This window comes from Acinetobacter sp. YH12200 (assembly GCF_013418175.1).
Lineage (GTDB): Bacteria > Pseudomonadota > Gammaproteobacteria > Pseudomonadales > Moraxellaceae > Acinetobacter > Acinetobacter pseudolwoffii.
Genome location: NZ_VPCO01000005.1, coordinates 1 through 25,990 on the forward strand (window position 1 = coordinate 1; position 25,990 = coordinate 25,990).

Annotated in this window: 24 protein-coding genes, 4 tRNA genes and 3 pseudogenes; 10 read left to right on the plus strand and 21 right to left on the minus strand. The window is 44.8% G+C overall.

Annotation, left to right across the window (positions count from 1 at the left end; translation table 11 throughout):
* Positions 1–107, plus strand: a pseudogene (locus FTU90_RS04065) (IS5/IS1182 family transposase); the annotation flags it as partial.
* Positions 108–178: 71 nt separating this feature from the next.
* Here the strand turns inward: FTU90_RS04065 and wrbA are convergent.
* Positions 179–775 (minus strand): NAD(P)H:quinone oxidoreductase, encoded by a 597-nt coding sequence (gene wrbA, locus FTU90_RS04070; protein ID WP_005094094.1) that lies wholly within the window; start codon positions 773–775, stop codon positions 179–181.
* A gap of 114 nt (positions 776–889) precedes the next feature.
* Between wrbA and FTU90_RS04075 the strand changes: the two genes are divergently transcribed.
* Positions 890–2,137, plus strand: coding sequence for a YihY family inner membrane protein (locus FTU90_RS04075; protein WP_005168686.1), 1,248 nt, complete (start codon positions 890–892; stop codon positions 2,135–2,137).
* A gap of 30 nt (positions 2,138–2,167) precedes the next feature.
* On the opposite strand, the gene yddG is transcribed toward FTU90_RS04075, so the two are convergent.
* From yddG to FTU90_RS04095, 4 genes and pseudogenes are all read right to left on the minus strand, one after another.
* Positions 2,168–3,055: an aromatic amino acid DMT transporter YddG gene (gene yddG / locus FTU90_RS04080; protein ID WP_159138643.1), complete on the minus strand. Its 888-nt coding sequence runs from the start codon at positions 3,053–3,055 to the stop codon at positions 2,168–2,170.
* Positions 3,052–3,989 (minus strand): annotated as a pseudogene (locus FTU90_RS04085) (DMT family transporter). The gene yddG and the pseudogene FTU90_RS04085 overlap by 4 nt, the downstream one beginning before the upstream one ends.
* A gap of 155 nt (positions 3,990–4,144) precedes the next feature.
* A complete protein-coding gene (locus FTU90_RS04090) occupies positions 4,145–4,786 on the minus strand; it encodes a fumarylacetoacetate hydrolase family protein (protein ID WP_005094098.1) in 642 nt (213 codons plus the stop codon).
* Between the two features lie 42 nt (positions 4,787–4,828).
* Positions 4,829–5,326, minus strand: a complete 498-nt coding sequence (locus FTU90_RS04095) for a YcxB family protein (RefSeq protein WP_005168696.1) — start codon at positions 5,324–5,326, stop codon at positions 4,829–4,831.
* Between the two features lie 160 nt (positions 5,327–5,486).
* Here FTU90_RS04095 and FTU90_RS04100 point away from each other — a divergent pair, with 160 nt between their 5' ends.
* A complete protein-coding gene (locus FTU90_RS04100; protein ID WP_180050800.1) occupies positions 5,487–6,785 on the plus strand; it encodes an SRPBCC family protein in 1,299 nt (432 codons plus the stop codon).
* A gap of 105 nt (positions 6,786–6,890) precedes the next feature.
* Here FTU90_RS04100 and FTU90_RS04105 read toward each other — a convergent pair.
* The 4 genes from FTU90_RS04105 to FTU90_RS04120 all read right to left on the minus strand — a co-directional run bounded on the left by FTU90_RS04105 (position 6,891) and on the right by FTU90_RS04120 (position 7,570).
* A tRNA-Arg gene (locus tag FTU90_RS04105) sits at positions 6,891–6,967 on the minus strand.
* A gap of 295 nt (positions 6,968–7,262) precedes the next feature.
* A tRNA-Arg gene (locus FTU90_RS04110) sits at positions 7,263–7,339 on the minus strand.
* A 48-nt stretch (positions 7,340–7,387) separates the two neighbouring features.
* Positions 7,388–7,464 (minus strand) — tRNA-Arg (locus tag FTU90_RS04115).
* A 16-nt stretch (positions 7,465–7,480) separates the two neighbouring features.
* Positions 7,481–7,570 (minus strand) — tRNA-Ser (locus FTU90_RS04120).
* Positions 7,571–7,833: 263 nt separating this feature from the next.
* Between FTU90_RS04120 and rnr the strand changes: the two genes are divergently transcribed.
* The 6 genes and pseudogenes from rnr to FTU90_RS04150 all read left to right on the plus strand — a co-directional run bounded on the left by rnr (position 7,834) and on the right by FTU90_RS04150 (position 14,428).
* Positions 7,834–10,281: a ribonuclease R gene (gene rnr, locus FTU90_RS04125; RefSeq protein ID WP_074383572.1), complete on the plus strand. Its 2,448-nt coding sequence runs from the start codon at positions 7,834–7,836 to the stop codon at positions 10,279–10,281.
* A 79-nt stretch (positions 10,282–10,360) separates the two neighbouring features.
* The gene (locus FTU90_RS04130; protein WP_180071966.1) at positions 10,361–10,915 is read left to right on the plus strand and encodes a hypothetical protein; all 555 of its coding nucleotides are present in this window, start codon (positions 10,361–10,363) and stop codon (positions 10,913–10,915) included.
* A 55-nt stretch (positions 10,916–10,970) separates the two neighbouring features.
* Positions 10,971–13,025 carry a M3 family metallopeptidase gene (locus tag FTU90_RS04135; protein WP_180072004.1) on the plus strand — a complete coding sequence of 685 codons (2,055 nt, stop codon included), beginning with the start codon at positions 10,971–10,973 and terminating at the stop codon, positions 13,023–13,025.
* A 40-nt stretch (positions 13,026–13,065) separates the two neighbouring features.
* The gene (locus tag FTU90_RS04140; RefSeq protein ID WP_171063315.1) at positions 13,066–13,275 is read left to right on the plus strand and encodes a YheV family putative zinc ribbon protein; all 210 of its coding nucleotides are present in this window, start codon (positions 13,066–13,068) and stop codon (positions 13,273–13,275) included.
* Positions 13,276–13,293: 18 nt separating this feature from the next.
* A complete protein-coding gene (locus FTU90_RS04145) occupies positions 13,294–13,728 on the plus strand; it encodes a hypothetical protein (RefSeq protein ID WP_180040655.1) in 435 nt (144 codons plus the stop codon).
* 53 nt (positions 13,729–13,781) lie between these two features.
* Positions 13,782–14,428 (plus strand): annotated as a pseudogene (locus tag FTU90_RS04150) (DMT family transporter).
* Between the two features lie 59 nt (positions 14,429–14,487).
* On the opposite strand, the gene FTU90_RS04155 reads toward FTU90_RS04150, so the two are convergent.
* The 5 genes from FTU90_RS04155 to FTU90_RS04175 form a co-directional block, all read right to left on the minus strand.
* A complete protein-coding gene (locus FTU90_RS04155) occupies positions 14,488–16,770 on the minus strand; it encodes a TRAP transporter large permease subunit (protein ID WP_179999143.1) in 2,283 nt (760 codons plus the stop codon).
* A gap of 196 nt (positions 16,771–16,966) precedes the next feature.
* Complete coding sequence (gene rrtA, locus FTU90_RS04160; protein WP_100329352.1) at positions 16,967–17,539, minus strand: rhombosortase; 573 nt, start codon at positions 17,537–17,539, stop codon at positions 16,967–16,969.
* A 67-nt stretch (positions 17,540–17,606) separates the two neighbouring features.
* A complete protein-coding gene (locus tag FTU90_RS04165; protein WP_180050811.1) occupies positions 17,607–18,647 on the minus strand; it encodes a hypothetical protein in 1,041 nt (346 codons plus the stop codon).
* Positions 18,648–19,183: 536 nt separating this feature from the next.
* On the minus strand, positions 19,184–19,570 hold the full coding sequence (locus FTU90_RS04170) for a hypothetical protein (protein ID WP_159138627.1): 387 nt from the start codon (positions 19,568–19,570) through the stop codon (positions 19,184–19,186).
* Positions 19,563–19,820, minus strand: a complete 258-nt coding sequence (locus tag FTU90_RS04175) for a succinate dehydrogenase assembly factor 2 (RefSeq protein WP_005094125.1) — start codon at positions 19,818–19,820, stop codon at positions 19,563–19,565. The genes FTU90_RS04170 and FTU90_RS04175 overlap by 8 nt, the downstream gene beginning before the upstream one ends.
* 183 nt (positions 19,821–20,003) lie before the next feature.
* On the opposite strand from FTU90_RS04175, the gene FTU90_RS04180 reads away from it, so the two are divergent.
* Complete coding sequence (locus tag FTU90_RS04180; RefSeq protein ID WP_159138628.1) at positions 20,004–21,176, plus strand: acyl-CoA dehydrogenase family protein; 1,173 nt, start codon at positions 20,004–20,006, stop codon at positions 21,174–21,176.
* A gap of 60 nt (positions 21,177–21,236) precedes the next feature.
* Here FTU90_RS04180 and FTU90_RS04185 read toward each other — a convergent pair whose 3' ends face one another.
* The 7 genes from FTU90_RS04185 to rpmJ form a co-directional block, all read right to left on the minus strand.
* The gene (locus FTU90_RS04185) at positions 21,237–22,727 is read right to left on the minus strand and encodes an NAD(P)/FAD-dependent oxidoreductase (protein WP_180001115.1); all 1,491 of its coding nucleotides are present in this window, start codon (positions 22,725–22,727) and stop codon (positions 21,237–21,239) included.
* Positions 22,728–22,948: 221 nt separating this feature from the next.
* Entirely contained in the window at positions 22,949–23,314 is a 366-nt protein-coding gene (rplQ, locus tag FTU90_RS04190; RefSeq protein WP_004281488.1) for a 50S ribosomal protein L17, read from the minus strand.
* A gap of 18 nt (positions 23,315–23,332) precedes the next feature.
* Positions 23,333–24,340 (minus strand): DNA-directed RNA polymerase subunit alpha, encoded by a 1,008-nt coding sequence (locus FTU90_RS04195; protein WP_005094131.1) that lies wholly within the window; start codon positions 24,338–24,340, stop codon positions 23,333–23,335.
* A 16-nt stretch (positions 24,341–24,356) separates the two neighbouring features.
* Positions 24,357–24,983 carry a 30S ribosomal protein S4 gene (gene rpsD, locus FTU90_RS04200; RefSeq protein WP_005094132.1) on the minus strand — a complete coding sequence of 209 codons (627 nt, stop codon included), beginning with the start codon at positions 24,981–24,983 and terminating at the stop codon, positions 24,357–24,359.
* A 12-nt stretch (positions 24,984–24,995) separates the two neighbouring features.
* Positions 24,996–25,382, minus strand: coding sequence for a 30S ribosomal protein S11 (gene rpsK / locus FTU90_RS04205; protein ID WP_004281491.1), 387 nt, complete (start codon positions 25,380–25,382; stop codon positions 24,996–24,998).
* A gap of 19 nt (positions 25,383–25,401) precedes the next feature.
* The gene (gene rpsM, locus FTU90_RS04210; protein ID WP_004281492.1) at positions 25,402–25,758 is read right to left on the minus strand and encodes a 30S ribosomal protein S13; all 357 of its coding nucleotides are present in this window, start codon (positions 25,756–25,758) and stop codon (positions 25,402–25,404) included.
* A 105-nt stretch (positions 25,759–25,863) separates the two neighbouring features.
* Positions 25,864–25,980: a 50S ribosomal protein L36 gene (rpmJ, locus tag FTU90_RS04215; RefSeq protein WP_000867907.1), complete on the minus strand. Its 117-nt coding sequence runs from the start codon at positions 25,978–25,980 to the stop codon at positions 25,864–25,866.
* Positions 25,981–25,990: the final 10 nt, after the last annotated feature.

Consider the following 25,990-nt stretch of genomic DNA (forward strand, 5'->3'; position numbering starts at 1 on the left):
GAGGAATAGCAACACGATATGATAAGCTAAAGTGTAGCTATGAGGGGGCAGTTGTATTAGCTTGTATATTTATTTGGCTACCTTTATCGGGTAAATTCTATACTTGAAATGTCAACAGACCCTAATATCATGAAGGAAATGAAGTGAGTGAGTTCTTCATTTCCTTGTGAGTTAATGCTTAAGACTGATTGAGTTTTAAAGCCACTTCAGCCAGTCGTTTGCCCTGTACTTCGCACAAAACTTTTTCATCTGGGCTTAAACCCTGATCATGCCGTGGGCCACTGACATGACTGGCACCGTACGGCGTACCGCCAGTCTTGGTATTGGACAAGGCAGCTGTAGCATTACTGAGCCCCATAATCATCATACCGTGGTGGAATAATGGTGGCAGCATAGTCAACAAGGTACTTTCCTGTCCGCCATGCATGGAGCCCGATGCGGTAAAGACACAAGCCGGCTTACCATGCAACGCGCCATTCAGCCATAGACTGGTGGTCTGATCCCAAAAGTATTTCATTTCTGAGGCCATATTGCCAAAACGGGTCGGTGAACCTAAGGCCAAGCCAGAACACTGGGCCAAATCCTCTAAACTGCAATAAATATCCCCTTCTGCCGGGATACTCGGCTCGGCTATGGTTACGACGCTAGAAATATTCGGGACAGTCCGAATTTTTACCGCCATTCCTGCCGATTCAACGCCATTGGCTATCAGATGTGCCATTTCTTTCGTTGAGCCATATTTGCTGTAATATAAAACAAGAACATAAGGTTGCATGAGGCTTCTTATTCATTACTTAAAAAAATAAAACTATACGATATTCTGTAACTTTTTTGGTTAAGCTAATGGATGAAAATTCATGATGATTAAAAAAATTGAGATTGGATGCACATGATTGTTGAGTATTTAAAAAAGTTACCCTTTTATGAGAAACACTGGTTTCAGTTTATTTTATTCGTACTTCGACGCTTTGAAGCAGACCGTTGTCGTGAGCAAGCCGGTTCTCTGACCTATACTACGCTTTTCGCAGTCGTGCCGATGTTGACGGTTTTCTTGGTTATTATTTCATCGATTAAAGCCTTAGAGCCTGCACGACAACAATTGCAACAGCTGATCTACAGTAACTTTCTACCCAAAACCACGATTGCCTTTGATAAAGCGCTGAATGCCTTTACCGATAAATCCAGTAATTTAACCGTGATTGGTATCCTGTTTTTATTTATTACGACCGTATTGATGCTCACCAGTATCGAAACGGCCTTTAACCGAATTTGGCGAGTGACTCAGACCCGAGGTGGAATCATCGGGTTTATGCGCTACTGGACTATCATTTCGCTGGGACCGATTTTACTGGGTAGTGCCTTCGTCATTTCATCAACCGTGGCTTCCATGAGTGTCCTCAGCAATAACTTTGCCGGGTATGAACTTAATGGTGCTTTTGTCCTCTGGGCCATTTCTTTTTCTCTGACCGTACTCGGATTTTTCATTCTAAACTGGACCATCCCCAATCGCAGTGTGCCACTCAAGTCTGCATTTATTGCCGGCCTGTTTAGTGCAGTGGTGTTTGAGCTGCTTAAAAACCTGTTCGGTTTTGTGATGTCAAACTTTACCAGTTATGAGATTGTCTATGGTGCATTCGCCGCTGTGCCGATCTTTCTACTGTGGATTTATTTATCCTGGAATATTGTCTTACTCGGCGTTGAGATCAGTTATGCCCTGACGGCCTTTGAATCTGGCCAGGATCATAAACGTCACCCAATCATCATGCTGCTGGATCTATTAGAGCTGTTTCATAAAAAGCAAAAAACTGGTGAGAGCATTAGTGAAGCAGAAGCATTAGATGCTTTGGGTCGTGATGAAATTGGTCGCTGGCCAAACTATGTGAGCATGTTTGAAAAACAAAATCTGATCAAACGTACCGATGACAATGAATATGTCTTGGTACGTGATCTGGATCAGGTGAGTTTTTGGGACTTTTATCTGCAACTTCCTTATCCATTGCCACGTAAGCATCACTTCACCGAGGCACATACCGAGGAAATCTGGATGCAGAAATTCTCGCCTAAACTACAGGAAACCGATCAATATCTGGAAGAAAAGCTGAGTTTTCCACTTTCTGAATTGTTCCGGAATAAATAATCCTAAATCCTCTCGCTTGAGAGGATTTTTTTAAGTTGTTTGCGTAGACTTCCAGCAGACGATCGCACCTGCGGTCACCAAAGCAGTACCAATCCAAAAACTCAGCTCGGGCCGAATATCCAGAATCAGCATCGACATAACTGAAGACAGAATTGGCATAAAATAGGTGGCCAAAATCAGTACCTTGATATTGCCGTACTGCATGCTCTGATTCCAGTTACTATAAGCAATTCCGATCAGACTGCCTACTATGGCGATCCCCAGCCAGAGCTTCAATGAAGGCATCCTGAAAGGCTCATCCAAGCCCAGATGTAAGCCCCATAACGCAATGACGGCGACCACAAAAAAAATCGGTACGCCATTTTGTCCACGACCATATTTTCTGGTCAGAATGCAATAACATGGCCATAACAAGGCACCGATAAAAGCAAAGCCATAAGCCCAAGGATTTTCAGCTAAAACCTGCATAAGTTTCGATAGATTGGTAATTTCAGGATTGACCACCAACATCAGACCGACTACAGCAAGCAAAAATCCTGGAATGACCCAAAGACGCGCCTGCAATTGCCGGGCAAATATCGAAAAGACAATCATCAAGGGTGGCCAGAGATAATTGATCATCGCAATCAGCATCACCTGTTCACGGTGATCCGACCAGGCAACTGCAACAAGAAATAGAATTTCATAAGCAACGAACAAAGCCCCACACCCCAATAGATAGCACTTGGACATTTGCCTGATTTTAGGAAATCCAATCAATGCCAGAATCGCCAGACTACTAAAACTGTAAATCAGGGCAATCCCCTGCACCGGACTGGTAGATTCGGTAATCAATTTGACCACAGCCACCAGACTGGCCCAGATCAGAATGGAAGACAGGCCAATCCAGGTGGCCAGTTTCATCGACCAGACGTTCATGTTTGCTCTTGAGGATTGTTCGTTGTATTCGGTTTTTTCTGCCATCCCTGCAAGCTCACCAGAATCACGCCCAGCATGACCATACAGGTTCCAACAATAAAATTCAGTTCGATCTGTTCATCCAGAATCAGCACCCCAAACAGCATGCCAAATACAGGCGTTAAAAAAGAAAATACGCCCAAACGTGAAGCCAGATAATGTTTCAGCATCCAGAACCAGATCAAATAACTGGCAAAGGAAATCAGCACGGTATGAAAGATCAGACTGGAAATAGACAGGGTCGTCCATTGAATGGTTGCTTGCCCACTAAAAAAGGCCAAGGGTAGCAATAATATGCCGCCCATCAATAATTGATAGAATAAGGTCTGGGTGGCAGGTGCTTCAGCCAGTCGGCTCAGACGTACACTGACAGTGGTGGCTGCCCAGAATATGCCACCAAGTAAGGCCAGAAAATCCCCCCATAAAGCATCGGTTTGTAAAGTAGAGCTTGTCTGTGGTCTGAGTAAAAAACTGACCACAATCCCGCTAAATGCCACGAAGATACCGCCCCATTGCACACGCGACAAACGCTCTGCCGGCAATTTCCAGTGCAGACCCAATGCGACAAAAATCGGCGCAGTATAAAGCAAAACAATGGTATGCGAAGCTGAAGTATAGCGTAGTGCTTCCCCAATCAGATAAAACTCGGTTGCGAACAGTATTCCGACCAGCAATCCTGCAGGCAAATAGCGGGTGCTCAAAAGCTGACGGCGCACGCTCTGCTGAATCAGGGGATACACCATGATCGCAGACAAGGCTGAACGCAAGGCAATTTGCATCAAGACTGAAATATCACTGGCCGCCCATTTCAGCACGACCTGTTGTAGCCCCACAACATACATAATACAAACATGATGGCAGATGCTTTGGCATCTAGCGCCTGACGTTGCTTCACCCCTACTCCTGTGACCGCTTTAAAGTGCCCACTATAATCTTCTCTGCGGTAAAACAATACTTTTCTATTATTTTGCCAGCGCTGTAAATATTTTAAAACTCGATAAAAAAGGACTGCGTTCGCAGTCCTTTCAATCAAAAAATAAACCGTTCAGCTTATTTAACCCAAGTCGTCCAGATATAATCCTGAGACTGGCCTTTCAGGATCATTTTTAACTGATCGCCTGCATGCAATGCCGCCACACCTGCGGGTGTACCCGTCATCACCACATCACCTTCTTCTAAAGTGAATACCTGGCTAATATCTGCCAGTAAAGTCGCGATATCAAAAATCAATAAAGCGGTATCGCCTTTTTGACGCAGTTCTTCATTCACCTCCAAAGTGTAATGCACATCTTGCCAGTCCGCGACCACATCATTCACAGGAATCCAGTCTGACAACAGACACGAACCATCAAAGGCTTTGGCACGTTCCCAAGGCTGGCCTTTTTTCTTGAGTTCATCCTGCAAGTCACGCAGGGTCAAGTCCAGACCTAAAGTCACCGCACCCACCGCTTGCAGTGCTTTTACAGGATCATTTTCTTTGCTTAAAGTCCGGTCAATACGCAAACTGAGTTCACATTCATAGTGGCAGTTGCCCCACTCCGGATTCCATTCAATCCCTGCATCGAGCGAGCCTAAGGCACTCGGTGGCTTAATAAATAAGACCGGACGATCAGGGATCGCATTTCCGAGTTCTTTGGCATGATCGGCATAACTGCGACCAACGCAGACAATTTTGGATGGGCGTGTACTCATGATCAAAACTTTCCTTTATTTGTCTTTATATCGATCTCTGGATTATTTTTTAAATGCATTCTCAAAAATGTTTTGCTCAGTCGCATCTTTAAAGGCACGTTTTGGCACAATGATGACGGTACGGTTTTTCAGTTCCAGCATATAGGTCAGTTTGCCGGCAGCAAAATTCTGCACTTCACTATACGCTACCAGCTTGCTACGCTCATTATTAAAAATCTCCGCATAGTCCTGATACAGATCAAGGCCTTGTTCACTCTTACCAAACTGATATTTGACGAACTGGCGTTTAAACATCATCGGCAGAAACCAGTAACGCATGATGCCTTGCAGGATCAGGAAGAATGCCCCCAAAGCCACGTAATAGCGTCCTACCCCGTCAAAGCCCATCGAAAAGCCCCAAAGGATAATCCCGATACTGACCAGAGGCGTCAGAAAACGTGAAATCTGCTTTTTGCCAAAAGTCGCCAAGGCAAAACCATCCTGAGATTCTTCTAAAGTCAGAAAATAACGGGTCGATAAAGTCGGTGCTGACTCAGTCATAGCATCACATCAAAAAAATAAAATCTTGCCCAATACTATAGCAAAATATGCACAATGCTTATGGCCTGACGCATCAATTACATAACTTTGCTTTGGAAAAACGTGTATTTAGTTTTAAATAAACAGCAATTAAAACAAAAAATATGCAACAGGATGTTGAATGAAAGGATTCAAGCAATGTATTGCAATCGGTATCTGTTCGGGTCTGTCTACTCTATCACTGGCCAAGATCATTCCCTGGGATGCAGAATTACCCAGTAGCCTGAGTGCTTATCCGGGCAATGCCCAACAATTGGCAGAATTAACAGGCGAAAGGATTCTGATTTATGCGCATCCGGTGACTAAAACCCAGCTTCCTACCTTAAACAGTAAGGCCACCAGCAAGGCACAATTTTATAGTGCCGCCGTGGTTTTGCCTGTGGCTGAAACACAGGTCGAGAAATTGCTACAGCATTATCCGGATTATGTTGGCCTGTTTCCGACTTTAAAGTCGGCCAAGATTCTAGAACAGCAAGGCTCGATTCAGCAGGTCAAATATCAGGTGCATATCCCCACACCAATTCCGATATTGAACTTCAAAGAAACCGTGGTGATGCAGCATCATCTGGGCAATAACAGCATCAGCACTTTAATTATTGATGCACCCATTCCTTATGGCGCGGGAAAACTGGAATGGTTCGCGCTTGATCCGCACAGAACTCTGGTGACAGTGACCCAGTGGGGCGACCTGAACCAGCCCAAAGGTTTTCTATTTAGTAAAATTCTCAATGCCCTGCCTGAAGCCAAACTTGGCATTCCTCCCGGTACTAACGCATTTCTACTCGAAGCATTGCAACAGCGCTTTAAAACCAGTCATGCCACAACACTCACCGCCCCGACTCCACAACTGAAATTTAATTCACAACAGCTACAGAAGATTGCCCAGCTTAGTCAAAAATCCGGCCAACCGGTCAGTTTTATTTTGCCCAGCTATCAGGTCAAAGAAGGAAAAGCGTCAGAAAATTTGAGATTTAGCAGCACCTATCAATACTTTCCGCATTCGGTAGACAAGCTACGACCGTGGTTGGCTGCACAAGCCAGTCAACAGCTTTTCCCGCGCCAGATCAAGAAAGTCGAACTTAACCCGATCAATACCCAAAGTGTAGATGCCAACTATAAAGTTTCAGTGGGCTTAGGCGTGATTCAGATTCCATTTAACTTCAAGATGCGTTTTTACCAGCCCGATCCCTTGCAGAATCAGTTCAATGCCAATGGTGGCGACTTAAAGTTTGTCAAAGGCGGCATGAAGCTATTGCCGCAATCACAAGGTAATCTGTTCCAAATCACCAGCAGCATGAAGATTCATGATCAGGCACCGTTTTTATTAAGGGCCATGCGCAGTCTGCCCTATCACGATGTATTACCTGCGGTGGGTGGCAATACCGTCTATGCACTCAAGGTGCAGCAAAAATTAAGATAATCAACGAATCGGTAGTTATTGGTTTTTTATATGAAAAAGCTTTAAATATCACAGACGTAAAAAAACCGCATCAATGTGCGGTTTTTTCAGAATTCTTATCAAGATTGGTGCGCTCAGAGAGATTCGAACTCCCGACCCCTTAGTTCGTAGCCAAGTGCTCTATCCAGCTGAGCTATGAGCGCGACGTCTTGATGGGGTGCATTATACGGTTTTTTTAAGGCTTGTTAAGTGTTTTTTAATAAAAGCACAACTGAATGTATAGTAATTAAACGATACAGCAGTATTGACAGTTTTCTGTGAGAATTTCTGCACATTTAGAGCTAAAAACAATTAATACCATCCGGACTTTGACGCTGCATTCAATGTGGCGACAAGCTCCATTTCATCCTGATGAAAAGTACACAGCAAATACCGAGAAAGATGTTCCCAAATTTCAGGCACAAAAAAACCGCTATGAAAGCGGTTGATTGTTCAAGTTGGTGCGCTCAGAGAGATTCGAACTCCCGACCCCTTAGTTCGTAGCCAAGTGCTCTATCCAGCTGAGCTATGAGCGCGTAACTTGTGTGCCTAGGTTGGCAATACGTTTTTCTGCTTAACTTACTTGGTGCGCTCAGAGAGATTCGAACTCCCGACCCCTTAGTTCGTAGCCAAGTGCTCTATCCAGCTGAGCTATGAGCGCGCGATATAAGTAAGCGTGGCGGTGAGAGAGGGATTCGAACCCTCGATACAGTTACCCGTATGCGTCCTTAGCAGGGACGTGGTTTCAGCCACTCACCCATCTCACCGTAACGTGCGGCCATAATACAAATTTCGGCATGGCACTGCAAGCGCAGCATCGAAAAAAAGTGCATATTTTTGCTCGTTTAAATACTTTTTAAGCAATTCAGCGATTTTTCGTACATTTTCCTGCTCAAAAAACCGAATAAATTTCCAGTTATCTAAAATGAACAGAAAATTGAAAACTTAAATGGATTATTGCAATCATTTACGTGCAGTCTGCGCACACATGTTTTATGCTAAACCTATCTCCTAAGATAAATTTAAAGACATGATGAAAAACTGGGTCGATCCTGAAGCAAAAGCTGAAGCCGAACGTTATGACAACCCTATCCCAAGCCGTACGCTAATTTTAGAAACCATAGAAAAAAATAATGCCCAGTCTCATGCCGACCTGGTAGAACATTTCGAGATTGCAGATCAAAAAAGTATTGATGCCCTCAGCCATCGTTTAATCGCGATGGTACGTGACGGGCAATTGATGAAAGATGGTTATAAATTCCAGATTGCCGTCGAGCAGCCTGAATCCGAAGCGACGGTTTATATCAATTCCCGCGGGATGGGAACTGCCAACATTTCTGGCCAGGACGATCTCTTACTGGCTGAGCGTGAACTACGGCTGGTCTTTAATGGCGACCGTGTCAAAGTACGTCAAACTTCAGTAGACCGTAAAGGTAAAGCCTGGGGTTATGTGACTGAAGTTGTGCAGCACCGCGTTAAGCAGATCATTGGTAAAGTATCCCTATATGAAGGTGAATACTTTGTTCAACCTGCTAGCCCAAATGCGCATCAGCCGATTACTCTTGAAAAAGAACTGATTGAACATGCGCAAGTCAATCTGGGTGATTCGATTCGCGTGGCGATTGATACTTATCCGACCCGTGAAGAATTTGCGACCGGTCATATTGTCCAGTCCATGGCAGATAAAGCCGATACCGAAATCATCATTCCACAAACCATTTTAGAATATGGTTTGCCCTATGAATTCCCGGAAGAAGTGATTCAGGATGCAGAAAGCTTTAAAGAACCAACAGAGAAAGACCGTGAAGGTCGTGTGGATCTGCGTGATTTAGCTTTGGTCACTATTGATGGTGAAGATGCACGTGACTTTGATGATGCAGTATATGCTGAAAAACGTCCGGGCGGTGGCTATCGCGTGGTCGTAGCGATTGCCGATGTCAGTCATTATGTACGTACAGGCAAACCGCTGGACGATGAAGCTCAGGAACGCGGAACTTCTGTCTACTTCCCGCACTTTGTTTTACCAATGCTGCCTGAAGCCTTGTCGAATGGCTTGTGTTCTTTAAATCCGGCTGTTGATCGTCTCTGTATGGTCTGTGATTTAAAACTGTCACGTGCCGGTCGTGTTACCGGTTTTGAGTTCTATCCATCCGTGATGCACTCTAAAGCACGTTTGACTTATGATCAGGTCGCCCAATATCTGGAAGGCGACAGTCAGGCCATTACCGAAGATCGCGAAGTTCGCAAGTCGATCAACACCCTGTTCCAGCTGTACCAGGTTCTGAAAGGCTTACGTGCTGAACGCCATGCCATGGAATTTGAAACCGTTGAAACGTATATGACTTTTGATGAGCTGGGCGGAATTAAAGAGATTTTGCCGCGTAGCCGTAATGATGCGCATAAGCTGATTGAAGAATGTATGTTGCTGGCCAACGTGGCAGCCGCAGAATATGCATTGAAAAATGAAATTCCGATGTTGTACCGCGTACATGAGCCACCTGAGTTCTCGCGTATTCAAAAAGTCCGTGATTTCGTCAAGCTGCTTGGTTTGAAATTCCCGGAGCAACCGACCCAAGCAGATTATCAGGCGGTGATTGAAGCGACCAAAGACCGCATAGATGCACCAAGCATTCATGCGGTGTTATTACGCTCCATGATGCAGGCTTATTACGGCCCTAACAATGCGGGGCACTACGGTCTGGCTTATGAGGCGTACACACATTTCACTTCGCCAATTCGACGTTATCCAGATCTGTTATTGCATCGTGCCATTAAAGCGCATTTAAATAAAAAGCCATCTCCGCTTTCAGGTGGAGCTTTAGATGAAGCAGGAACACATTTCTCTGCCACTGAACGCCGTGCCGATGAAGCCTCTCGCTCGGTGACGACCTGGTTGAAATGTCATTATATGCAGCAGCATCTGGGCGAAGAATTTGTTGGCATCATTAGTGCGACAGCAGAGTTTGGCCTGTTTGTGACGCTAAAAGACCTGTATGTGGATGGTATGGTGCATGTCAGCCAGTTGGGCGATGACTTCTTTGTCTTTGATCAAGTCAGCCAGAATCTGGTCGGCCAGAATCGTGGTCAGGTCTTTGGTCTGGGCGATGAAGTCAAGATCAAGGTGGCTGGCGTCAATCTGGAAGAGCGCAAGATCGACTTTGAACTGGTACAGCAACTCAGTCATGCCGGCCGTGCGATCCGTGCTCGTGCGCCGCGCGTGAGCGAGAAAAAACCGGCAGTACGTCCAGCAGCAACAGAAGAGGTTTTTAGCAAGAATGAGCGCGAGTCTAAATCCAGCCTGAATGCCGATGGAGAACAGCCCATACGACGCAAAAAAGCCAAAGGAAAACCCAGCTCTTACAACAGCAAGTCTGTTAAAAAATCTGCAGCAAAGCCTGAAGCAAAGGCTAAAGATAAAGTAAAGAAAAAGACCAAGATCAAAAAGAAAAAGTCGAATGCAAAAGCCAAGACTGAATAATTTTTGACAGTATAAAAAGAGCGCTACGGCGCTCTTTTTTATTTATAATCAAAATATTAAAATAGGAAAAATTATAAGAATGAATACCATAACTATTTTTACTTTGATCATTTCTTTAATGGCTTTGCTTGTGACTTATGCCGTATTTAAATCTGATCAGCAACCACAAATTATAGTTTTTGCTCTTCCGCATTACGGTAAGCAATCTTTCATTCAACTACAGATAAAGAATATAGGAAAATCCATTGCCTATAATGTACAAATATCGAGTGATCAACCCATTCCTAAACAGGCCTTCGGAATTAAAAAATTAAATGCTTCGAAAGATTATTTTGATAGCGGTATTTTCAAACATGGAGTCAAAGTATTTCCACCCAATCAGAGCTATATATACGATTGGGGACAATACGGCGGCCTCAGAGAGGCTTTAGATAATAATCCTATCACCATGAAAGTCACGTATTGGTATCAGCACCCTTTAAACTTATGGAAAACTCAAATCACTGATATTTCCATCATCGATATAAATGAACTAGAAGCCTTACCTTCATCTGATGGTGGATTTATTGAACAGCTTCAAAATATTAATAAAGAATTGAAAATATTAAATACAAAGCTAGAGAAAAAACTTTAACTACCTTGATTTCCCCCACCAAAGGCCCTACATCTAGACTGAATATAGAAAATTAATTTGGCAGACCGACATGACTTTAGAAAAGGCAACTTTGCCTGTTCCACAATTTGATCAGATTACCCTGGCCGATCTCAAAGAAAAAATTGAAACAACCATTCAAGCCGGACAAAAGTTCCTGAATGAACTCACCGAAACACCGACTTCAGTACAGGAGCAGCTGACTACACTGGAACATGTCGACACGCTTGAAAACAATATGAGTGAGTCTTGGGGCATCCTGTCGCATTTAAATGCCGTGATGAACAATGCCGAAACCCGTGACGTCTATCAAGCCTTATTACCGGGTCTGAGCGAATACTATACGCAACTAGGTCAACATACGGCGCTGTATCAAACTTATCAGCATGTTCATGATGCATCAATTTTTAATGAATTACCTGCAGCCCAGCAAAGTGCCATCAAACTGGCCTTACGTGACTTCAAACTGTCTGGTGTGGCCTTAGAAGGCGAAGCGAAGAAACGTTATGCGGAAATTTCTGCACGTCTCTCACAACTGTCTTCGGACTTCTCCAACCATGTGCTGGATGCAACTCAGGCTTATTTCAGACCATTAGCTGAAGATGAGTTAGCGGGTCTCTCTGAAAGTAATATTGAGCTGTTAAAACAATATGGCCAGCAACGCGAGCTGGATCAGCCGGTCGCTACGCTAGATTTCCCGTCTTATCTGGCAATCATGACCCATGCGGAACATCGTGAACTGCGTGAAGAGCTGTATAAAGCCTATACCACGCGCGCTTCAGATCAGTCCGAGCAGACTGAATTTGACAATACCGCCTTAATTGAAGAAATCCTCAGCTTACGTCAGGAAATGGCCAAGCTGCTCGGCTTCAACAATTATGCAGAATTGTCTCTGGCCAGCAAAATGGCGCCAAGTGTAGAGGCAGTAGATGAATTCTTGCGTGATCTGGCAGAGCATGCCCGTGCGCCGGCAACCAAGGAAATTGCAGAACTAAAAGCCATTGCCGCTGAAGATGGTATTGATGAACTGAAACCTTGGGACAGCAGCTATTATTCAGAGAAGCTGAAAATGCAGCAGTTTAACCTGTCACAGGAGGCGCTGAAACCTTATTTCCCTGCACCAAAAATCCTGCAAGGCCTGTTCAGTATTGTCAATCGCCTGTATGACATTCAGGTGATTGAACGTGAAGCGCCGGTTTGGCATCCAGAGGCGCGTTATTTCGAACTGGAAGATCAAGGTCAGGTGATTGGCGGTTTCTATTTTGACCTGTATGCGCGCCAAGGCAAACGTGGTGGTGCCTGGATGAGCGGTTTCCGTTCGCGCATGCAGACCCGTGATGGCCTGCAAAAACCGATCTGCTATATGGTGGGTAACTTTACTCCACCTGTTGGCAACCGACCTGCACTGCTCACGCATGATGAAGTAATTACCCTGTTCCATGAATTTGGTCACGGCCTGCATCACATGCTGACTGAAGTGGACAATATCGCGGTGGCAGGTACGCATGGCGTGGCTTGGGATGCCGTGGAGCTGCCAAGCCAGTTTATGGAATTCTGGGCCTGGGATCAGGACAGTCTGAATCTGCTCAGTGAACATATTGAAACCAAGGAATCTTTGCCGGCCGACCTGCTCAAAGCCCTGCTCGATGCACGTTTCTTCCAATCCGGCATGCAAACCCTGCGTCAGCTTGAATTTGCCTTGTTTGACTTGAGTATTCACCGTGCCAATCCGGCTTCAAATGCTGAACAGGTTCAGGCCACACTGAATGAAATTCGTGAAAAATATGCAGTTCTGCCCACCACCGACTATAACCGTTTCCAGCACAGCTTTAGTCATATCTTTGCCGGTGGTTATGCAGCGGGATATTATTCCTATAAATGGGCCGAAGTTTTGGCCAGTGATGCCTTCGACCGTTTCGAAAATGAAGGGATTTTTAATACCACCACTGGAAAACAGTTTCGGGAAAATATCCTCGCAGTTGGCGGAAAAGATCAAGCACTTGACGCATTTATCAATTTCCGCGGACGCGAGCCAAAAATAGATGCATTGCTACGTCATCAAGGTTGGACGAACCGCTCTAAAAACGCTTAAACTAGCTTTTTAAGTTGATCACAAGGTGAGTATGATGACCATTAAACGTCGTTTCATTGCAGGCGCAAAATGTCCAAAATGTCAGGCGTTAGATCGCGTCGTCATGCTGACCTCTGGTGAAGATGAGTGGATTGAATGTATCGAGTGTGGTTATGAGGAAAATCGTCCCACACATGTTGACCAACCAGAAACACCAGCTGTTCCAGATGAAATTGGCGTGATTCAGTTTAAACCTCGTTCAGCAAAATAAAAAATCAAGGTTCAAGCTATGTCAGTAGAACAAAGAAATAACCCCAAACTTTTAATGGGGATTATGGGGGCTTTAGTTACTGTCGTTGTATTGGTGCTGCTCTATCAATGGTTGAATGCACCTTCGAAGGAGACACAACGCATGCAACAGGAGGAAATCGCAGCTGTTCCGGCAACCACATCTACAGCGACAACTGAAGAAAATACAGATGCAAGCAATGCGGCTGAGGCACTCGAGACCAAAGCATTAATCAGCGGCAGCCTGTTAAAAGCGCCAGTGCCGGAAAATGCTACTTTGGCCAACGAAGAGATGGCCAAATTAGCCGATATTCAAGTTCAGCTCAATGAGCAAAAAGCCACGCTAGATGCGCAGCACAGCGATGCTGACCAGCTCATTCAATTGAAAGAGGAACAGATCAAGCTACTCGAAGCACAACTGGCTCAAGGCCAATAATCTTGATGCATTTCGGCTAGAAGATCTGCAGATCTTCTAGTCAAATTGTCTCCGTGTCTACCACAGCCGCCTCACCACTATTCAAAGCCATTCTGTTACTGACCTGCTCTGCTTTTTTATTTTCAGTGATGGGCGTATGTATCTGTTATGCCTCACAAACGGTTGATCATGCTACTGTGGTTTTCTTCCGTAATGTAGTCGGGCTGTTTATTTTCCTGCCTTTCATTTTCAACCAAGGTCGCGGATTTTTTAACACTGAAAAACTGTGGATGCGCACCTGGCGTGCGGTGGTCGGTCTGATTACCATGTATGGCTTTTGTTACAGTTCGAGCGCTGACCAAAACCGAATCTCCAGAAAAAATCGTATTTTATTTCTGTTTGATTGGCAGCCTGATTTCAGTGATTCCGATGTTTTGGGTGTGGCGGCCCTATACTCTGACAGAACTTCAGCTATCTGATTACTGCCGGCATTCTAACCAATTTCAGTCAGTTATTGATGTCAAATGCTTACAAACTGGCGTCGGCAGGACAAATTGGCCCGGTGAATTATGTGGCGATTTTCTTTGCCGGCATATGGGGTTTTCTGTTCTGGCAGGAGGTTCCTGATCTATATAGCCTGATCGGATTAGGGTTGATTTTCTGCGCGATTCTGCTGTGTAGCCCAATCCTGCAAAAGCGCCTGAATTCATCTAAAATCTGAGCCAAGAATTCAGATTAAATTAAAAAAGCACCCGTAGGTGCTTTTTTAGTGTATATCTTTTATGGATACCAACCGAACAGCTTAAAGACATAAGGCACATAGGCGATGATCAGCATTGCAGGCAGCAGCACAATCACCGGTAAAATCCAGCGTTCATAACGGTAGTAAAAAGACAGATGGCGTACTTCTGCATCCGCCTCAGCCACTTCGGCATTGCCAATGGATTGTCTGGCCAACAGATGGTTCAGTGCCACCGGTGGCGTCACATAGCCCAGTTCAAAGCCAATCAGGGTGATCATCCAGAAATGCACCGGATGAATGCCGTATTGATAAGCCACTGGAGCAACAGTCGCCGAGATCAGAATCACCGCACCAAACGGATCCATAATCATTCCGACAAAAATCATCAAGCCGACAATCAGGGAAATGACCAGAATAGTACTGCTGATATCGGTTGGAAACGCTTCCATAATTTCCATACGTTCCAGCAAGCCACCGACACTCACAGAAAGTGCCATCAGGATCACCAGCGCACCAATATGCCCCACGGTTTCACTGGTGGAGATATGCATTGACTTCCAGAAACCCACCTTGCGCAGGATTTCTGTAGCATTTGAACGCTTTACACCATGATCAACAGCCAATTCTTTATCTCGCTGCCCCGCATGCTCTGCTTCACGATATTCTACATTGGCCACGCTAGCAGCTGTCGCCAGTTCAGGGGTATTTCTCGAATGTAAGGTCGCATTCAAAGTCTCATCCCAATGACCGACCGGTGGCAACGGTGCCGGTTCATGACGTAATTTATCATATAAGACAATCATCAGCAGAATGACCGGCATCATCACAGGGGCGGTAAATTCATTCAGGTCTGTCGACAAAGCATATTTGTAGAATAGCCAGATCAGAATAAAAATCACGATATAAGGAATAATCGCAAGGAAGGCACGACCTGATTGAGGAGCTGCGATGGTTGGTGCGGCAATCCGGAATTTATTTTCTGCAAAGAATAAAGAAATTACCAGGAATAAAGTCGAGCTGAGCAGGAAGACATAAATCCCATAGTGATAGAGCAAATCAGTAGTTACTTCTTTATTCAGTGATGCTACCACGACGATCAGCAAGCATGGACGTAAGACCACACCCAGTGAACCGGACATTGCAGTGGCGGCCAGTGCAAACTGACGGCGTCCACCTGCATTCCAGACTTCCTTATAAATGATCGCACCTGCGGCAATCACGAAAATCCCTGATGCACCGGTATAGGCAGTCGGTAAGGCAGCGGCCAGCAGAATTAACCAGGTCAAGGTTTCAGGGGCCAGATTCCATGGACGCAGAATATTCAGGAACATATCCACGACCCGGGTCTGTTTCAGCAACATACCGGCCCAGATAAACAAGGCCAGATTCAGGAAAATACTGGAAAACTCGACCAGTTGCCCCAGATAAATCCCCTGTCCCATTGGATAATCCATAAAGAAAGTGAAATTTATTCCTGTAATAATGGCCATATAGGCATACAGTGGCACACTCAAAAAGGCCAGACCAAAACTACCGCCCTCACGCGTTGGTTTTGGTTGTTTAACCACCTGATATAAACTGATCAAGGTTAAGCTGCTAAACAGAATCATCCACAGCCAGTAGATGTATTTCATCTCGCCCATCGGTACGCCCGAGTTCAGCACAGACTGGTATTGACTGTAGGATGAGAATGCCAGAAAAGCATTACCCAGCAGCATGGCGACCGAATAGACTTTAAAATCGATACGTGTACTTGGACTACGCAGACCAATATGATGGGTTTTTAGGGTAGCACTGATCGCAGCGAATACCACCATGATGACCAAGAGCAAGGCCCGGTTCTCAGTGCCAAACTTGAATATTCCAAAGAAAGACGTTTCAAAGGCCCGATAAGCCCGAATACTCGGTTGTGCTTCGACATGTTGAATGGCTTTATCGTAGAACAGATAAGATTCTTCACAAACCTGCTGTGCCTGTAATACCGCAGCCCGGACATCCGCTTGCGAGCGCACGCCGAAGAAATCAGCATATTCATCGGCTGCATCGGCTTTCATCTGCTGCTGAACACGCTGATCGACATTGATATTGCGTTCACATTGTGGACGTGTCGGTTCAGCACGTAAAAATGAATATTGCATCCCGGTTGCCGGATCGCCATAGAGACGCTCCCCCATGCGCAGCAACTGGCCGTGAATCATTTCTCCAGTACCAATAATCAGTGTAAGCAAAAGCAAGACCAGCACCACGAAGGTCGAGATCCACTCTGTCCAGATATAACGCAACAGACCTAATCCTGATCTGTTTTGATCATCATTTTGCATGTATATTCCTATTTTTATTTTAGCGATCTGTGTTTGTTCTAGGACGCTGATCTTCCCTTCTGGCCCGAAAATTCCTTTTCAAAGGTCAGGATTTTTATTCTATGTTTTGACTCTGCATCAAAATCAGCACAATAAAAATGACAATTTATATTTTCTTTTTGTTTTTTCTGCCAAGTGCTTTATTCATTGCTTCACTTTAGCTATCCCGAAAATAGTTGCTGACAATATAGGCCAGCGCCAACATCACTCCCCAAATTACCCCGAGCAAATGTGCTTCGACCAAGACCGGACTGCCAATCAGCTGTGCAGTCCCCACATTACCAATGGTATTTTCCCAGACCAGTTTGCCAAAGATCAAAAATAACACCAGTGCAGCAAAACTGCGTTCCCGCTTATACAGCAAATGTACACAGGCAACGGCAACATAGGCACCATGCAGTACACCCGACAAGCCAGCGTAGGCTTCAATATTGGGTAAGAAAAAATAAAAACTTAAACTGATCAAAGGTGGCAAGATCAGTAAAATGGCAGAAAAGTGCCATAGAGTAGCGCGTGGAAAAATAAAAGGCAGACAGATAAAAGCGAGAATATTCAGGAAATAATGGGTCCACCCCACATGTACCCAATGTGCCGTCCACAGTCGCCAAAACTCACTGAGCAAACTCTCTTGCCAGTAGATGAAACTATCCTTGAAAATTTGCAGACATGCACAGAGAGAGACAAAAGCCGCTAGAAAAATAATTTTTCGTCGAACATGTTGATCTAGCATCAGCTTATGCTTCTCCCTAACCATCTAGTTTAATTTCATCCTTAAAATTCTATGCAGGCTATCTGGGTTACAGGTCTGAACTGAACAGGTCATCGAGTTCCGAAGAGCTGTCTGATTCATCCCAGAAACGTTGCATGCCATCATCGGCGCTGCGCACACCAGTATTTTCTGTCCAGTAACGGTCTGAAATTCCACCAACCATAATCGCTGCCATACTGTCGATCAGTTTGAATTGTGGATTTACCGGCTTTTCCTCGGTACGGGCCTGCGCAAAGGTTTTTAAAGCATCGCGGATTTTGGCATCGTCACCGCTGGCCTGTGCTGCTACAGCATATAAAGCGTGCGATAAACGTACACCTTTTTGCTCACCAATTTGTGTAGATTGTTTTAATGTTTGGTAAGGATCAGGTTTACCATCGCTTGCACCTGGTAATAAAGTCCAGATCACAGCACGCGTAGCATTCGGTGCTCCCCAGAATTTGGCATTATCCAGACAGGTCATACCACGCTCGACCACGGCAGCGATATCTTTGGGCACATGCACTGCGCCGCCTGAATTAATATCATTGGTCATGGCTTGTAAACCACTCAACATGCCCAGCAGATAAACCGTTTGCTCCATATCGCTGTTCATGCGCGGACATTCTTCACCCAAGGCTTTTTGATATTTTTTTTCATAACGGCTCTGGAACAATTGATAACCGGTATATTGACGCTGTGCCGCTAGAGCCGCCCAGCGCTTCTGCTCGATTCGCGCATCTTGGGCTTCCGCTACCTGGTTGGATTTTGAAGCCCGCAAATAGCGTAACTCAGCTTCCAGCGCCTTTTGCTCGGCACAAATGCCGGCAGCCGAATACATCAATACGGCTACCCGGGTCGGATCCGCTCCCATTTCTTTGGTTGCCATGATGGCCGGAGTTAGAGAATTGCCTGAATTACAGACCATCTCGGCATCATCCATGGCTAAAATTGGCGGGACAATATGGTTTTCGGTAAAACCCAGTGCGACATTGGCACCGGTTTTAATGACATGGGAACACCCCGTTAATACTGTTGTTGTTATTGCAATGGTCGCCATACCTTGGCATATTTTACGGACGCCTGACATTTTCCTGTCCTCTATAATTGTGATTATGTCCATCTTTCTGCTAAAGATATCAGAAGCATTTTGTGAATAAAAGAGTATTTACTCTAATCCGGACCAGACACTGTGCCATCAAACTGGCCGACTGCAATTGACTTGATCTGTTGAATTCCCAAATTTTGGGCAAAAAAAAGTAGCATTGCGACGGTTCAGCACATGCTACTTATTAACTGTACAAACAGAGAGCCGGTAATAACTCTGCTTGATTAAGATGAAAATTTATCCTTCAGCACCGTCGCGAATTGTCCAACCCCCAAAGCTGAAACAATCACTACGATCAAAAACATCCACACTGGAGATTCTATTGAGTTCTCTCGTATTTGCTGTTGGTGCGTTCAATGTACAGGCTAAAAATAAAACATAGGTGGGAAATTGTCATACAATTTATCTTACTGATAAGTCATTATTATTTTTTGTCTGACAATGAAAGCGCGTTAATGATCTAAGTATCTGTTTTATTAAAATTTCAATCAAGTGATTAAAATAGCGTTGTCTGACAACTAGATAAGTTTGGTCAGAACTTTCAGGGATTTCCATTGTTTTAGCGGCAATTGGTCACACCAGATCAATAAAGGCTGAGCCTTGGCGTGCTGAAAATACACCACAATATAAGCTTGATGATCAATCACATGACTAACACATACCCGACAGGTGGGCCGAGATTTGGCCGTCAATGACCATTCACGTCCATCCAGATATTCAAACTGTTCAATCTGGGGCGTCTTGCGATAAAACAGCTGATAAATCACCAGTCCCATCACAGCACACAATAGCCAAATTGTAATTGGCAGTAGCTGATACAGCAGGTACATCAACAGTGCAAAAATAAAAAGCTGAAACGCCAGTGCACAATAACTGCGTTTCAGCTTGAAACAGCGATTATCCATGAACGTAAAATTTAAGCTTCTTGATCAAATCTTTTAATTCAGGACGCGGCGGCTCAGAGACTTCCATAAACCAGTCCAGCAGATCTGGATCTTCCTGATCGACCAACTCAGCAAACATCTGCTTTTCAAACGGATCAGCAGTTAAGTAGTAGTTTTTTACGTAGGGATCAAAATACACATCCAGCTCTTTTAGGCCACGACGCGCGCGATAAATCACTTTGCGCTCTTCTAAGGTGATGTCATCAGTCATCGAATTTCCCCAATTCGTTATAAACCGGAATAGTTTACCTGAAGCCATCGCTGAATTTCGAGGGATTTCATACAAATGACCAAAAGCATCAGCATATTTAAGTTATTTGAACATTCCGCTCATTGTTGCTGATCTATGCTTGACCTACTTTAAAGCAAACAGATCAGAATAAGGAATAACAAGATGCAATCTGCAGCCATTCGCCCGCTTGCCCCGATGCTACCCCGCCAGCTTTTTACTGCCGAACATGAAGCATTTCGTCAAACCGTACGCAAGTTTTATGAAAAGGAAGTTATTCCGCATAGCGAGCGCTATGAAAAGCAACAGCATGTGGATCGAGAGCTCTGGACTAAAGCGGGTGAACTGGGACTACTCTGCGCCACCATGCCAGAGCAATATGGCGGCTCTGGGGTAGACCGGCTGTATAGCATGATTCTGATTGAAGAACAGGCTTATGCTGGTGATTCAGCCACGGGGTTTTCATTACATTCAGATATTGTCGCCAATTACCTGCTGAACTTTGGCAATGATGCTCAAAAACAGCAGTGGTTACCCAAAATGGCGTCTGGAGAAGTCGTCACCGCGATTGCCATGACCGAACCAGGAACCGGCTCTGACCTGCAAGCAGTACGTACCTCTGCGGTACTGGATGGCGATGACTATGTGATTAATGGATCCAAGATCTTTATTACCAATGGCTATCTCTGTGATATGGCGATTGTGGTCTGCAAGACCGGTCATAGTGACAAAGGCTCGGCCAATCTCTCATTGATTATGGTCGAAGCCGACCGGGCCGGATTTAGCAAAGCTAAACCGCTGAATAAAATCGGCATGAAAGGCCAGGATACTTGCGAGCTGTTCTTTGACGATGTACGCGTACCACAAGAAAACTTGCTCGGTCTGGAAGGCATGGGCTTTATGATGTTGATGAAAGAACTGGCCTGGGAACGCCTGATTGTGGCAATTATGTGTCAGGCTGGCGCTGAAGCTGCTTTCGCACATACAGTGAAATACACCAAGGAACGTCAGGCCTTTGGCAAGAGTATTAGCCATTTTCAGAATACCCGCTTTAAACTGGCAGAAATGCGTACCGAAATCGAGTTTTGTCGCGCTTATCTGGATCGCTGCATGGAGCTGCAACTCAAGCAAGAACTAGGCATCGATGCCGCTGCTGCGGCCAAATACAAGATTTCAGAAATGTGTAGCAAGGTGGTAGATGAATGCCTGCAATTGCATGGTGGTTATGGCTATATGCTGGAATATCCAATTGCCCGGGCCTATATCGACAACCGCGCCAACCGGATTTATGCTGGTACCAACGAAATCATGAAAGAACTGATTGCACGTTCACTGTAAACTGGACGCATAAAAAAGGAGTCACTCAGGACTCCTTTTTCTTTAGTTCGATATCCGACTTTAAGAGACCAGACGCGGTTTATGTTTGAGAGCCTTGCTGTTTTTTTTAAATTTCAGCACCCTATCTTCAAACGAAGCTTGTTTGAGTTCCTTACGATCTGCCAGATAATTGTTGCTGACTTTCCACGGTGCATGTTTACCTTGTTTTGGCATCACATCTGCGGCACGGGCAATATAGCCCGAACTGAGACTACCCATCACAGTATCCTCTAGCAATTCAGTCTGATCACCCTGAGCGATGACTTCAGCATAGCCCTGCTGATCCATATAGTTCAGCAAACGGCAAATGTACTCAGCGGCAATATCCACTTTTAAAGTCCAAGAGGCATTGATATAACCAATAATTAGCGCCATATTCGGCACATCACTCACCATGATGCCTCTATACAGCATATGTTGTGAGGTATCGACAGGTTGACCATCAATCGTCGCCTGAATTCCACCAAGAATCTGGATATTTAAGCCTGTGGCTGAAACGATAATATCTGCCTCCAGATGTTGACCCGATTTCAGCTGAATGCCGGTTTCAGTCAAGCTTTCGATCTGATCGGTTACAACTGATGCCTGCCCTTCACGTAAAATTTTAAACAGATCACCATCCGGCACCACGCATAGGCGCTGATCCCACGGCTCATAATTCGGGGTAAAGTGTTTCATATCCACTTTACCTTTGAGCTGAAACTGCACGGATTTAAGTAACAGCGTTTTTAACAGTTTTGGCTGTTTTTGTGCCAGGGCATAAATTCCGCGCTGCATCCCAATATTCCGGGCACGGGTAATTTTATAGGCCACATCTTCTGGTAGATACTGCCGCATCTTTGCATAAATCATATCAATAGAGGGCACTGAAGCGATATAGGTCGGAGAACGCTGTAACATGGTCACATGCCCGGCGCCGCCTTTGACCATCGCTGGAACTAAAGTAATCGCGGTGGCACCACTACCAATGATCACCACTTTTTTGCCCTGATAATCTAAATTTTCCGGCCAATGCTGCGGATGAATGAATTGACCTTTAAAAGCCTCCTGATTTGGAAACTCAGGCTGAAAACCTTGGTCATAATTGTAATAACCGGTACAACTCAGTACAAAATTCGCAATCCAGATCTGCTTCTTGCTGTGTTCATCCTCAATCTCTACTGACCATTTACAGGTCATAGAATCATAGTTGGCGGTTAACACACGGTGTTGATAATGAATTTTCGATTCCAGATTAAATTCATCTACTACTTCGGCCAGATAGCCCTTAATCGAGGCGCCATCGGCAAGTACACTGGCTTTTTTCCAGGGTTTAAAATTAAAACCAAAGGTCGACATATCCGAATCAGAACGAATTCCCGGATATTTAAATAAATCCCAAGTTCCGCCAATGCTGGCACGTCGCTCAATAATTTCAAATGAGCGCTGCGGACAATGTTTAGAAAGATGCGCTGCCAGACCAATTCCCGAGATCCCCGCACCCACAATTAAAATATCGATTTGCTTTTCCATATTGTTCTTTTACCTAAGCGATACTATCTGTTTTTATTAAATCACAAAATTGACAATACACAATGTCAAGTTTGATAAAAAGCCATTATTTTTTTATCTTTTCAGGCCAGATTCAGATTAGTTCTGCATGATGCAAATACCTGAAAATAAATTTCAGACATTAAAAAAGGCCGGTTTATTCAACCGACCTTTTCGAACAACTCGCGTTATTCTTCACGAAATTAGTTAACTTCGCGATCTACTAGCTCAACGTAAGCCATCGGTGCAGCATCACCTGCACGGAAGCCCGCTTTAAGAACACGTAGATAACCGCCGTTACGCTCTTTGTAACGAGGGCCAAGAACGGTAAATAATTTACCAACAGTTGCTGCTGAACGAGTACGAGCAAACGCCAAACGACGGTTTGCTACTGTATCGTTTTTAGCTAAAGTGATTAAAGGCTCAGCTACACGACGTAACTCTTTCGCTTTAGGCACAGTTGTTTTGATCAACTCGTGCTCGAACAAAGAGTTAGCCATGTTTTGGAACATCGCTTTACGATGGCTGCTTGTACGGCCTAATTTCACACCACTATTACGATGACGCATGGTGATAGTCCTACTTAATTAACGGCTACGATAGGCGAAACGATCGTCCATACGGAGACTAGCCGGTGGCCAGTTCTCTAAACGCATGCCGAGTTGTAAGCCTTTAGAAGCCAGAACATCTTTGATCTCAGTAAGCGATTTTTTACCCAAGTTAGGAGTTTTAAGCAACTCAACTTCAGTACGCTGTACAAGATCACCAATGTAGTAAATGTTTTCTGCTTTCAAACAGTTAGCAGAACGAACAGTTAGCTCTAGATCATCTACTGGGCGAAGCAAGATTGGGTCAACTTCTTCACGCGGCTCTTGAGCCACAGGTGCTTGATCTTTCTGAAGGTCAACAAAGATTGCAATTTGTTGTTGCAAGATTGTTGCCGCTTTGCGGATTGCTTCTTCAGGATCTACAGTACCATTGGTTTCAAGATCAATGACCAATTTGTCAAGGTCAGTACGTTGTTCTACACGAGCGTTTTCCACTGTATAAGACACACGTTTGATTGGGCTATAAGAAGCATCTAACTGCAAGCGACCCACTGGGCGAGTTTCGCCTTCTGGGAAGCGTGAATCAGAAGTCTCGTAGCCACGACCTTGAGCAACTTTCAGACGCATTTTCAATGAGCCTGAGGCACTTAAAGTACCGATCAAATGTTCAGGGTTAACCACTTCAACATTATGAGGTAAACGAAGGTCAGCCGCAGTTACGTCGCCTGCACCTTGTTTCTCTAATGTTAAGTATGCTTCATTTTGATCGAACAGCTTAATCGACAATCCTTTTAGGTTCAGCAAGAGCTCGACGATGTCCTGCTGCAAGCCTTCCAAAGTACTGTACTCGTGCTCGACCCCTTCAATCTCAACTTCTACCACAGCTGCGCCAGGTAGAGAAGAAAGAAGGATGCGACGTAAAGCATTACCCAGAGTATGACCAAAGCCACGCTCTAAAGGTTCTAGAATAACTTTTGCCGAGGTCCCGCTTGCCGCTTCGACCTTGATCGCTTGCGGAGTTAGAAACTCATTTGCAGTACGCGTCATATTGCTTCCTCAAGGATTATTTAGAATACAATTCTACAATCAAGCTTTCGTTGATTTCAGCAGGTAAATCAGAACGATCCGGTGCAGCTTTGAACGTACCTTCTAATTTAGAATGGTCGATTTCCATCCAAGAAGGCATGCCACGTTGAGTTGCTAATTCAATTGCGTTTTTGATACGTAATTGTTGTTTAGCGCCTTCGTGAACTGCGATCACATCACCCGCTTTAACTTGGATAGACGCAATGTTAACACGACGGCCATTCAAAGTGATGCTGCGGTGAGATACTAACTGACGAGCTTCTGCGCGAGTAGAACCGAAACCCATACGATAAACAACGTTATCAAGACGGCTTTCAAGTAGCTTCAACAAGTTTTCACCAGTTGCGCCTTTAACACGAGCAGCTTCTTTGTAGTAGTTACTAAATTGACGCTCTAAAACACCGTACATACGACGTACTTTTTGTTTTTCACGTAATTGTAGTGAGTACTCAGACTGTTTACCGCCACGAGCTCCACCATGTTGGCCAGGAGCTTTAGCGTGTTTTTTAGTTTTTACATCAAACGGTTTAACGCCTGATTTAAGTTGCAGGTCTGTCCCTTCGCGGCGAGAGAGTTTGCATTTTGGACCAATATAACGAGCCATGAATGTTTCTCCTTACACGCGACGTTTTTTAGGTGGACGGCAACCGTTGTGCGGGATTGGCGTCACATCGGTAATGCTGTTAATTTTATAACCCACTGCACCTAAAGCACGAACCGCAGATTCACGACCAGGACCAGGACCTTTTACAAGGACGTCCAAGTTTTTCAAACCGTAGTCTAAAGCAGCTTTACCAGCAACTTCAGCAGCTACCTGAGCAGCGAACGGAGTTGATTTACGTGATCCACGGAAGCCTTGTCCACCTGAAGTGGCCCAAGCCAGTGCATTACCTTGACGATCGGTAATAGTCACAATGGTGTTATTAAAAGAAGCGTGAATGTGTGCGACACCTTCAGAGACGGTACGAGTGACCTTCTTGCGTGCGCGAGTATCTTTAGCCATCTTTTAGCTTCCAGAAATCTTATTTCTTAATAGGTTTGCGCGGACCTTTACGGGTACGAGCGTTAGTTTTGGTGCGTTGACCGCGGACAGGCAAGCTGCGACGATGACGAAGACCGCGATAGCAGCCTAAATCCATTAAACGTTTAATGTTCATGGAAATTTCGCGACGTAAATCACCTTCGGTCGGAACCTTAGCAACTTCTGCACGAATCGCATCAAGCTGAGCGTCATCTAATTCACGGATCTTAGTCGTTGGAGCAATACCCGCAGCAGCTAAAATAGCTTTTGAAGTATGGCGACCAATACCAAAGATATACGTTAGAGAGATAACAGCGTGCTTGTTATCCGGAATGTTTACACCGGCAATACGAGCCATTCAATTTTCTCCAAAAAGGCAGTAGATAATCAACCGCCCCACAAAAATCTTGAGGGGCGGATAATAACCCAATTCGCCTACAGAAATCAACAGGTCTTAATCAGATTAACCTTGACGCTGCTTATGACGAGGTTCTGCGCTACAAATTACGCGGATAACCCCATTACGACGGATAACTTTACAGCTACCACAAATTTTCTTAACAGAAGCTTGTACTTTCATGATGAAACCT

Excerpts from the sequence above, each read along its gene's own strand:
- wrbA (WP_005094094.1), bottom strand. The coding sequence starts at position 775 with ATGCAACCTTATGTTCTTGTTTTATATTACAGCAAATATGGCTCAACG.
- FTU90_RS04075 (WP_005168686.1), top strand. The coding sequence starts at position 890 with ATGATTGTTGAGTATTTAAAAAAGTTACCCTTTTATGAGAAACACTGG.
- yddG (WP_159138643.1), bottom strand. The coding sequence starts at position 3,055 with ATGAACGTCTGGTCGATGAAACTGGCCACCTGGATTGGCCTGTCTTCC.
- FTU90_RS04090 (WP_005094098.1), bottom strand. The coding sequence starts at position 4,786 with ATGAGTACACGCCCATCCAAAATTGTCTGCGTTGGTCGCAGTTATGCC.
- FTU90_RS04095 (WP_005168696.1), bottom strand. The coding sequence starts at position 5,326 with ATGACTGAGTCAGCACCGACTTTATCGACCCGTTATTTTCTGACTTTA.
- FTU90_RS04100 (WP_180050800.1), top strand. The coding sequence starts at position 5,487 with ATGAAAGGATTCAAGCAATGTATTGCAATCGGTATCTGTTCGGGTCTG.
- rnr (WP_074383572.1), top strand. The coding sequence starts at position 7,834 with ATGATGAAAAACTGGGTCGATCCTGAAGCAAAAGCTGAAGCCGAACGT.
- FTU90_RS04130 (WP_180071966.1), top strand. The coding sequence starts at position 10,361 with ATGAATACCATAACTATTTTTACTTTGATCATTTCTTTAATGGCTTTG.
- FTU90_RS04145 (WP_180040655.1), top strand. The coding sequence starts at position 13,294 with ATGTCAGTAGAACAAAGAAATAACCCCAAACTTTTAATGGGGATTATG.
- FTU90_RS04155 (WP_179999143.1), bottom strand. The coding sequence starts at position 16,770 with ATGCAAAATGATGATCAAAACAGATCAGGATTAGGTCTGTTGCGTTAT.
- rrtA (WP_100329352.1), bottom strand. The coding sequence starts at position 17,539 with ATGCTAGATCAACATGTTCGACGAAAAATTATTTTTCTAGCGGCTTTT.
- FTU90_RS04165 (WP_180050811.1), bottom strand. The coding sequence starts at position 18,647 with ATGTCAGGCGTCCGTAAAATATGCCAAGGTATGGCGACCATTGCAATA.
- FTU90_RS04170 (WP_159138627.1), bottom strand. The coding sequence starts at position 19,570 with ATGGATAATCGCTGTTTCAAGCTGAAACGCAGTTATTGTGCACTGGCG.
- FTU90_RS04175 (WP_005094125.1), bottom strand. The coding sequence starts at position 19,820 with ATGACTGATGACATCACCTTAGAAGAGCGCAAAGTGATTTATCGCGCG.
- FTU90_RS04180 (WP_159138628.1), top strand. The coding sequence starts at position 20,004 with ATGCAATCTGCAGCCATTCGCCCGCTTGCCCCGATGCTACCCCGCCAG.
- FTU90_RS04185 (WP_180001115.1), bottom strand. The coding sequence starts at position 22,727 with ATGGAAAAGCAAATCGATATTTTAATTGTGGGTGCGGGGATCTCGGGA.
- rplQ (WP_004281488.1), bottom strand. The coding sequence starts at position 23,314 with ATGCGTCATCGTAATAGTGGTGTGAAATTAGGCCGTACAAGCAGCCAT.
- FTU90_RS04195 (WP_005094131.1), bottom strand. The coding sequence starts at position 24,340 with ATGACGCGTACTGCAAATGAGTTTCTAACTCCGCAAGCGATCAAGGTC.
- rpsD (WP_005094132.1), bottom strand. The coding sequence starts at position 24,983 with ATGGCTCGTTATATTGGTCCAAAATGCAAACTCTCTCGCCGCGAAGGG.
- rpsK (WP_004281491.1), bottom strand. The coding sequence starts at position 25,382 with ATGGCTAAAGATACTCGCGCACGCAAGAAGGTCACTCGTACCGTCTCT.
- rpsM (WP_004281492.1), bottom strand. The coding sequence starts at position 25,758 with ATGGCTCGTATTGCCGGTGTAAACATTCCGGATAACAAGCACGCTGTT.
- rpmJ (WP_000867907.1), bottom strand. The coding sequence starts at position 25,980 with ATGAAAGTACAAGCTTCTGTTAAGAAAATTTGTGGTAGCTGTAAAGTT.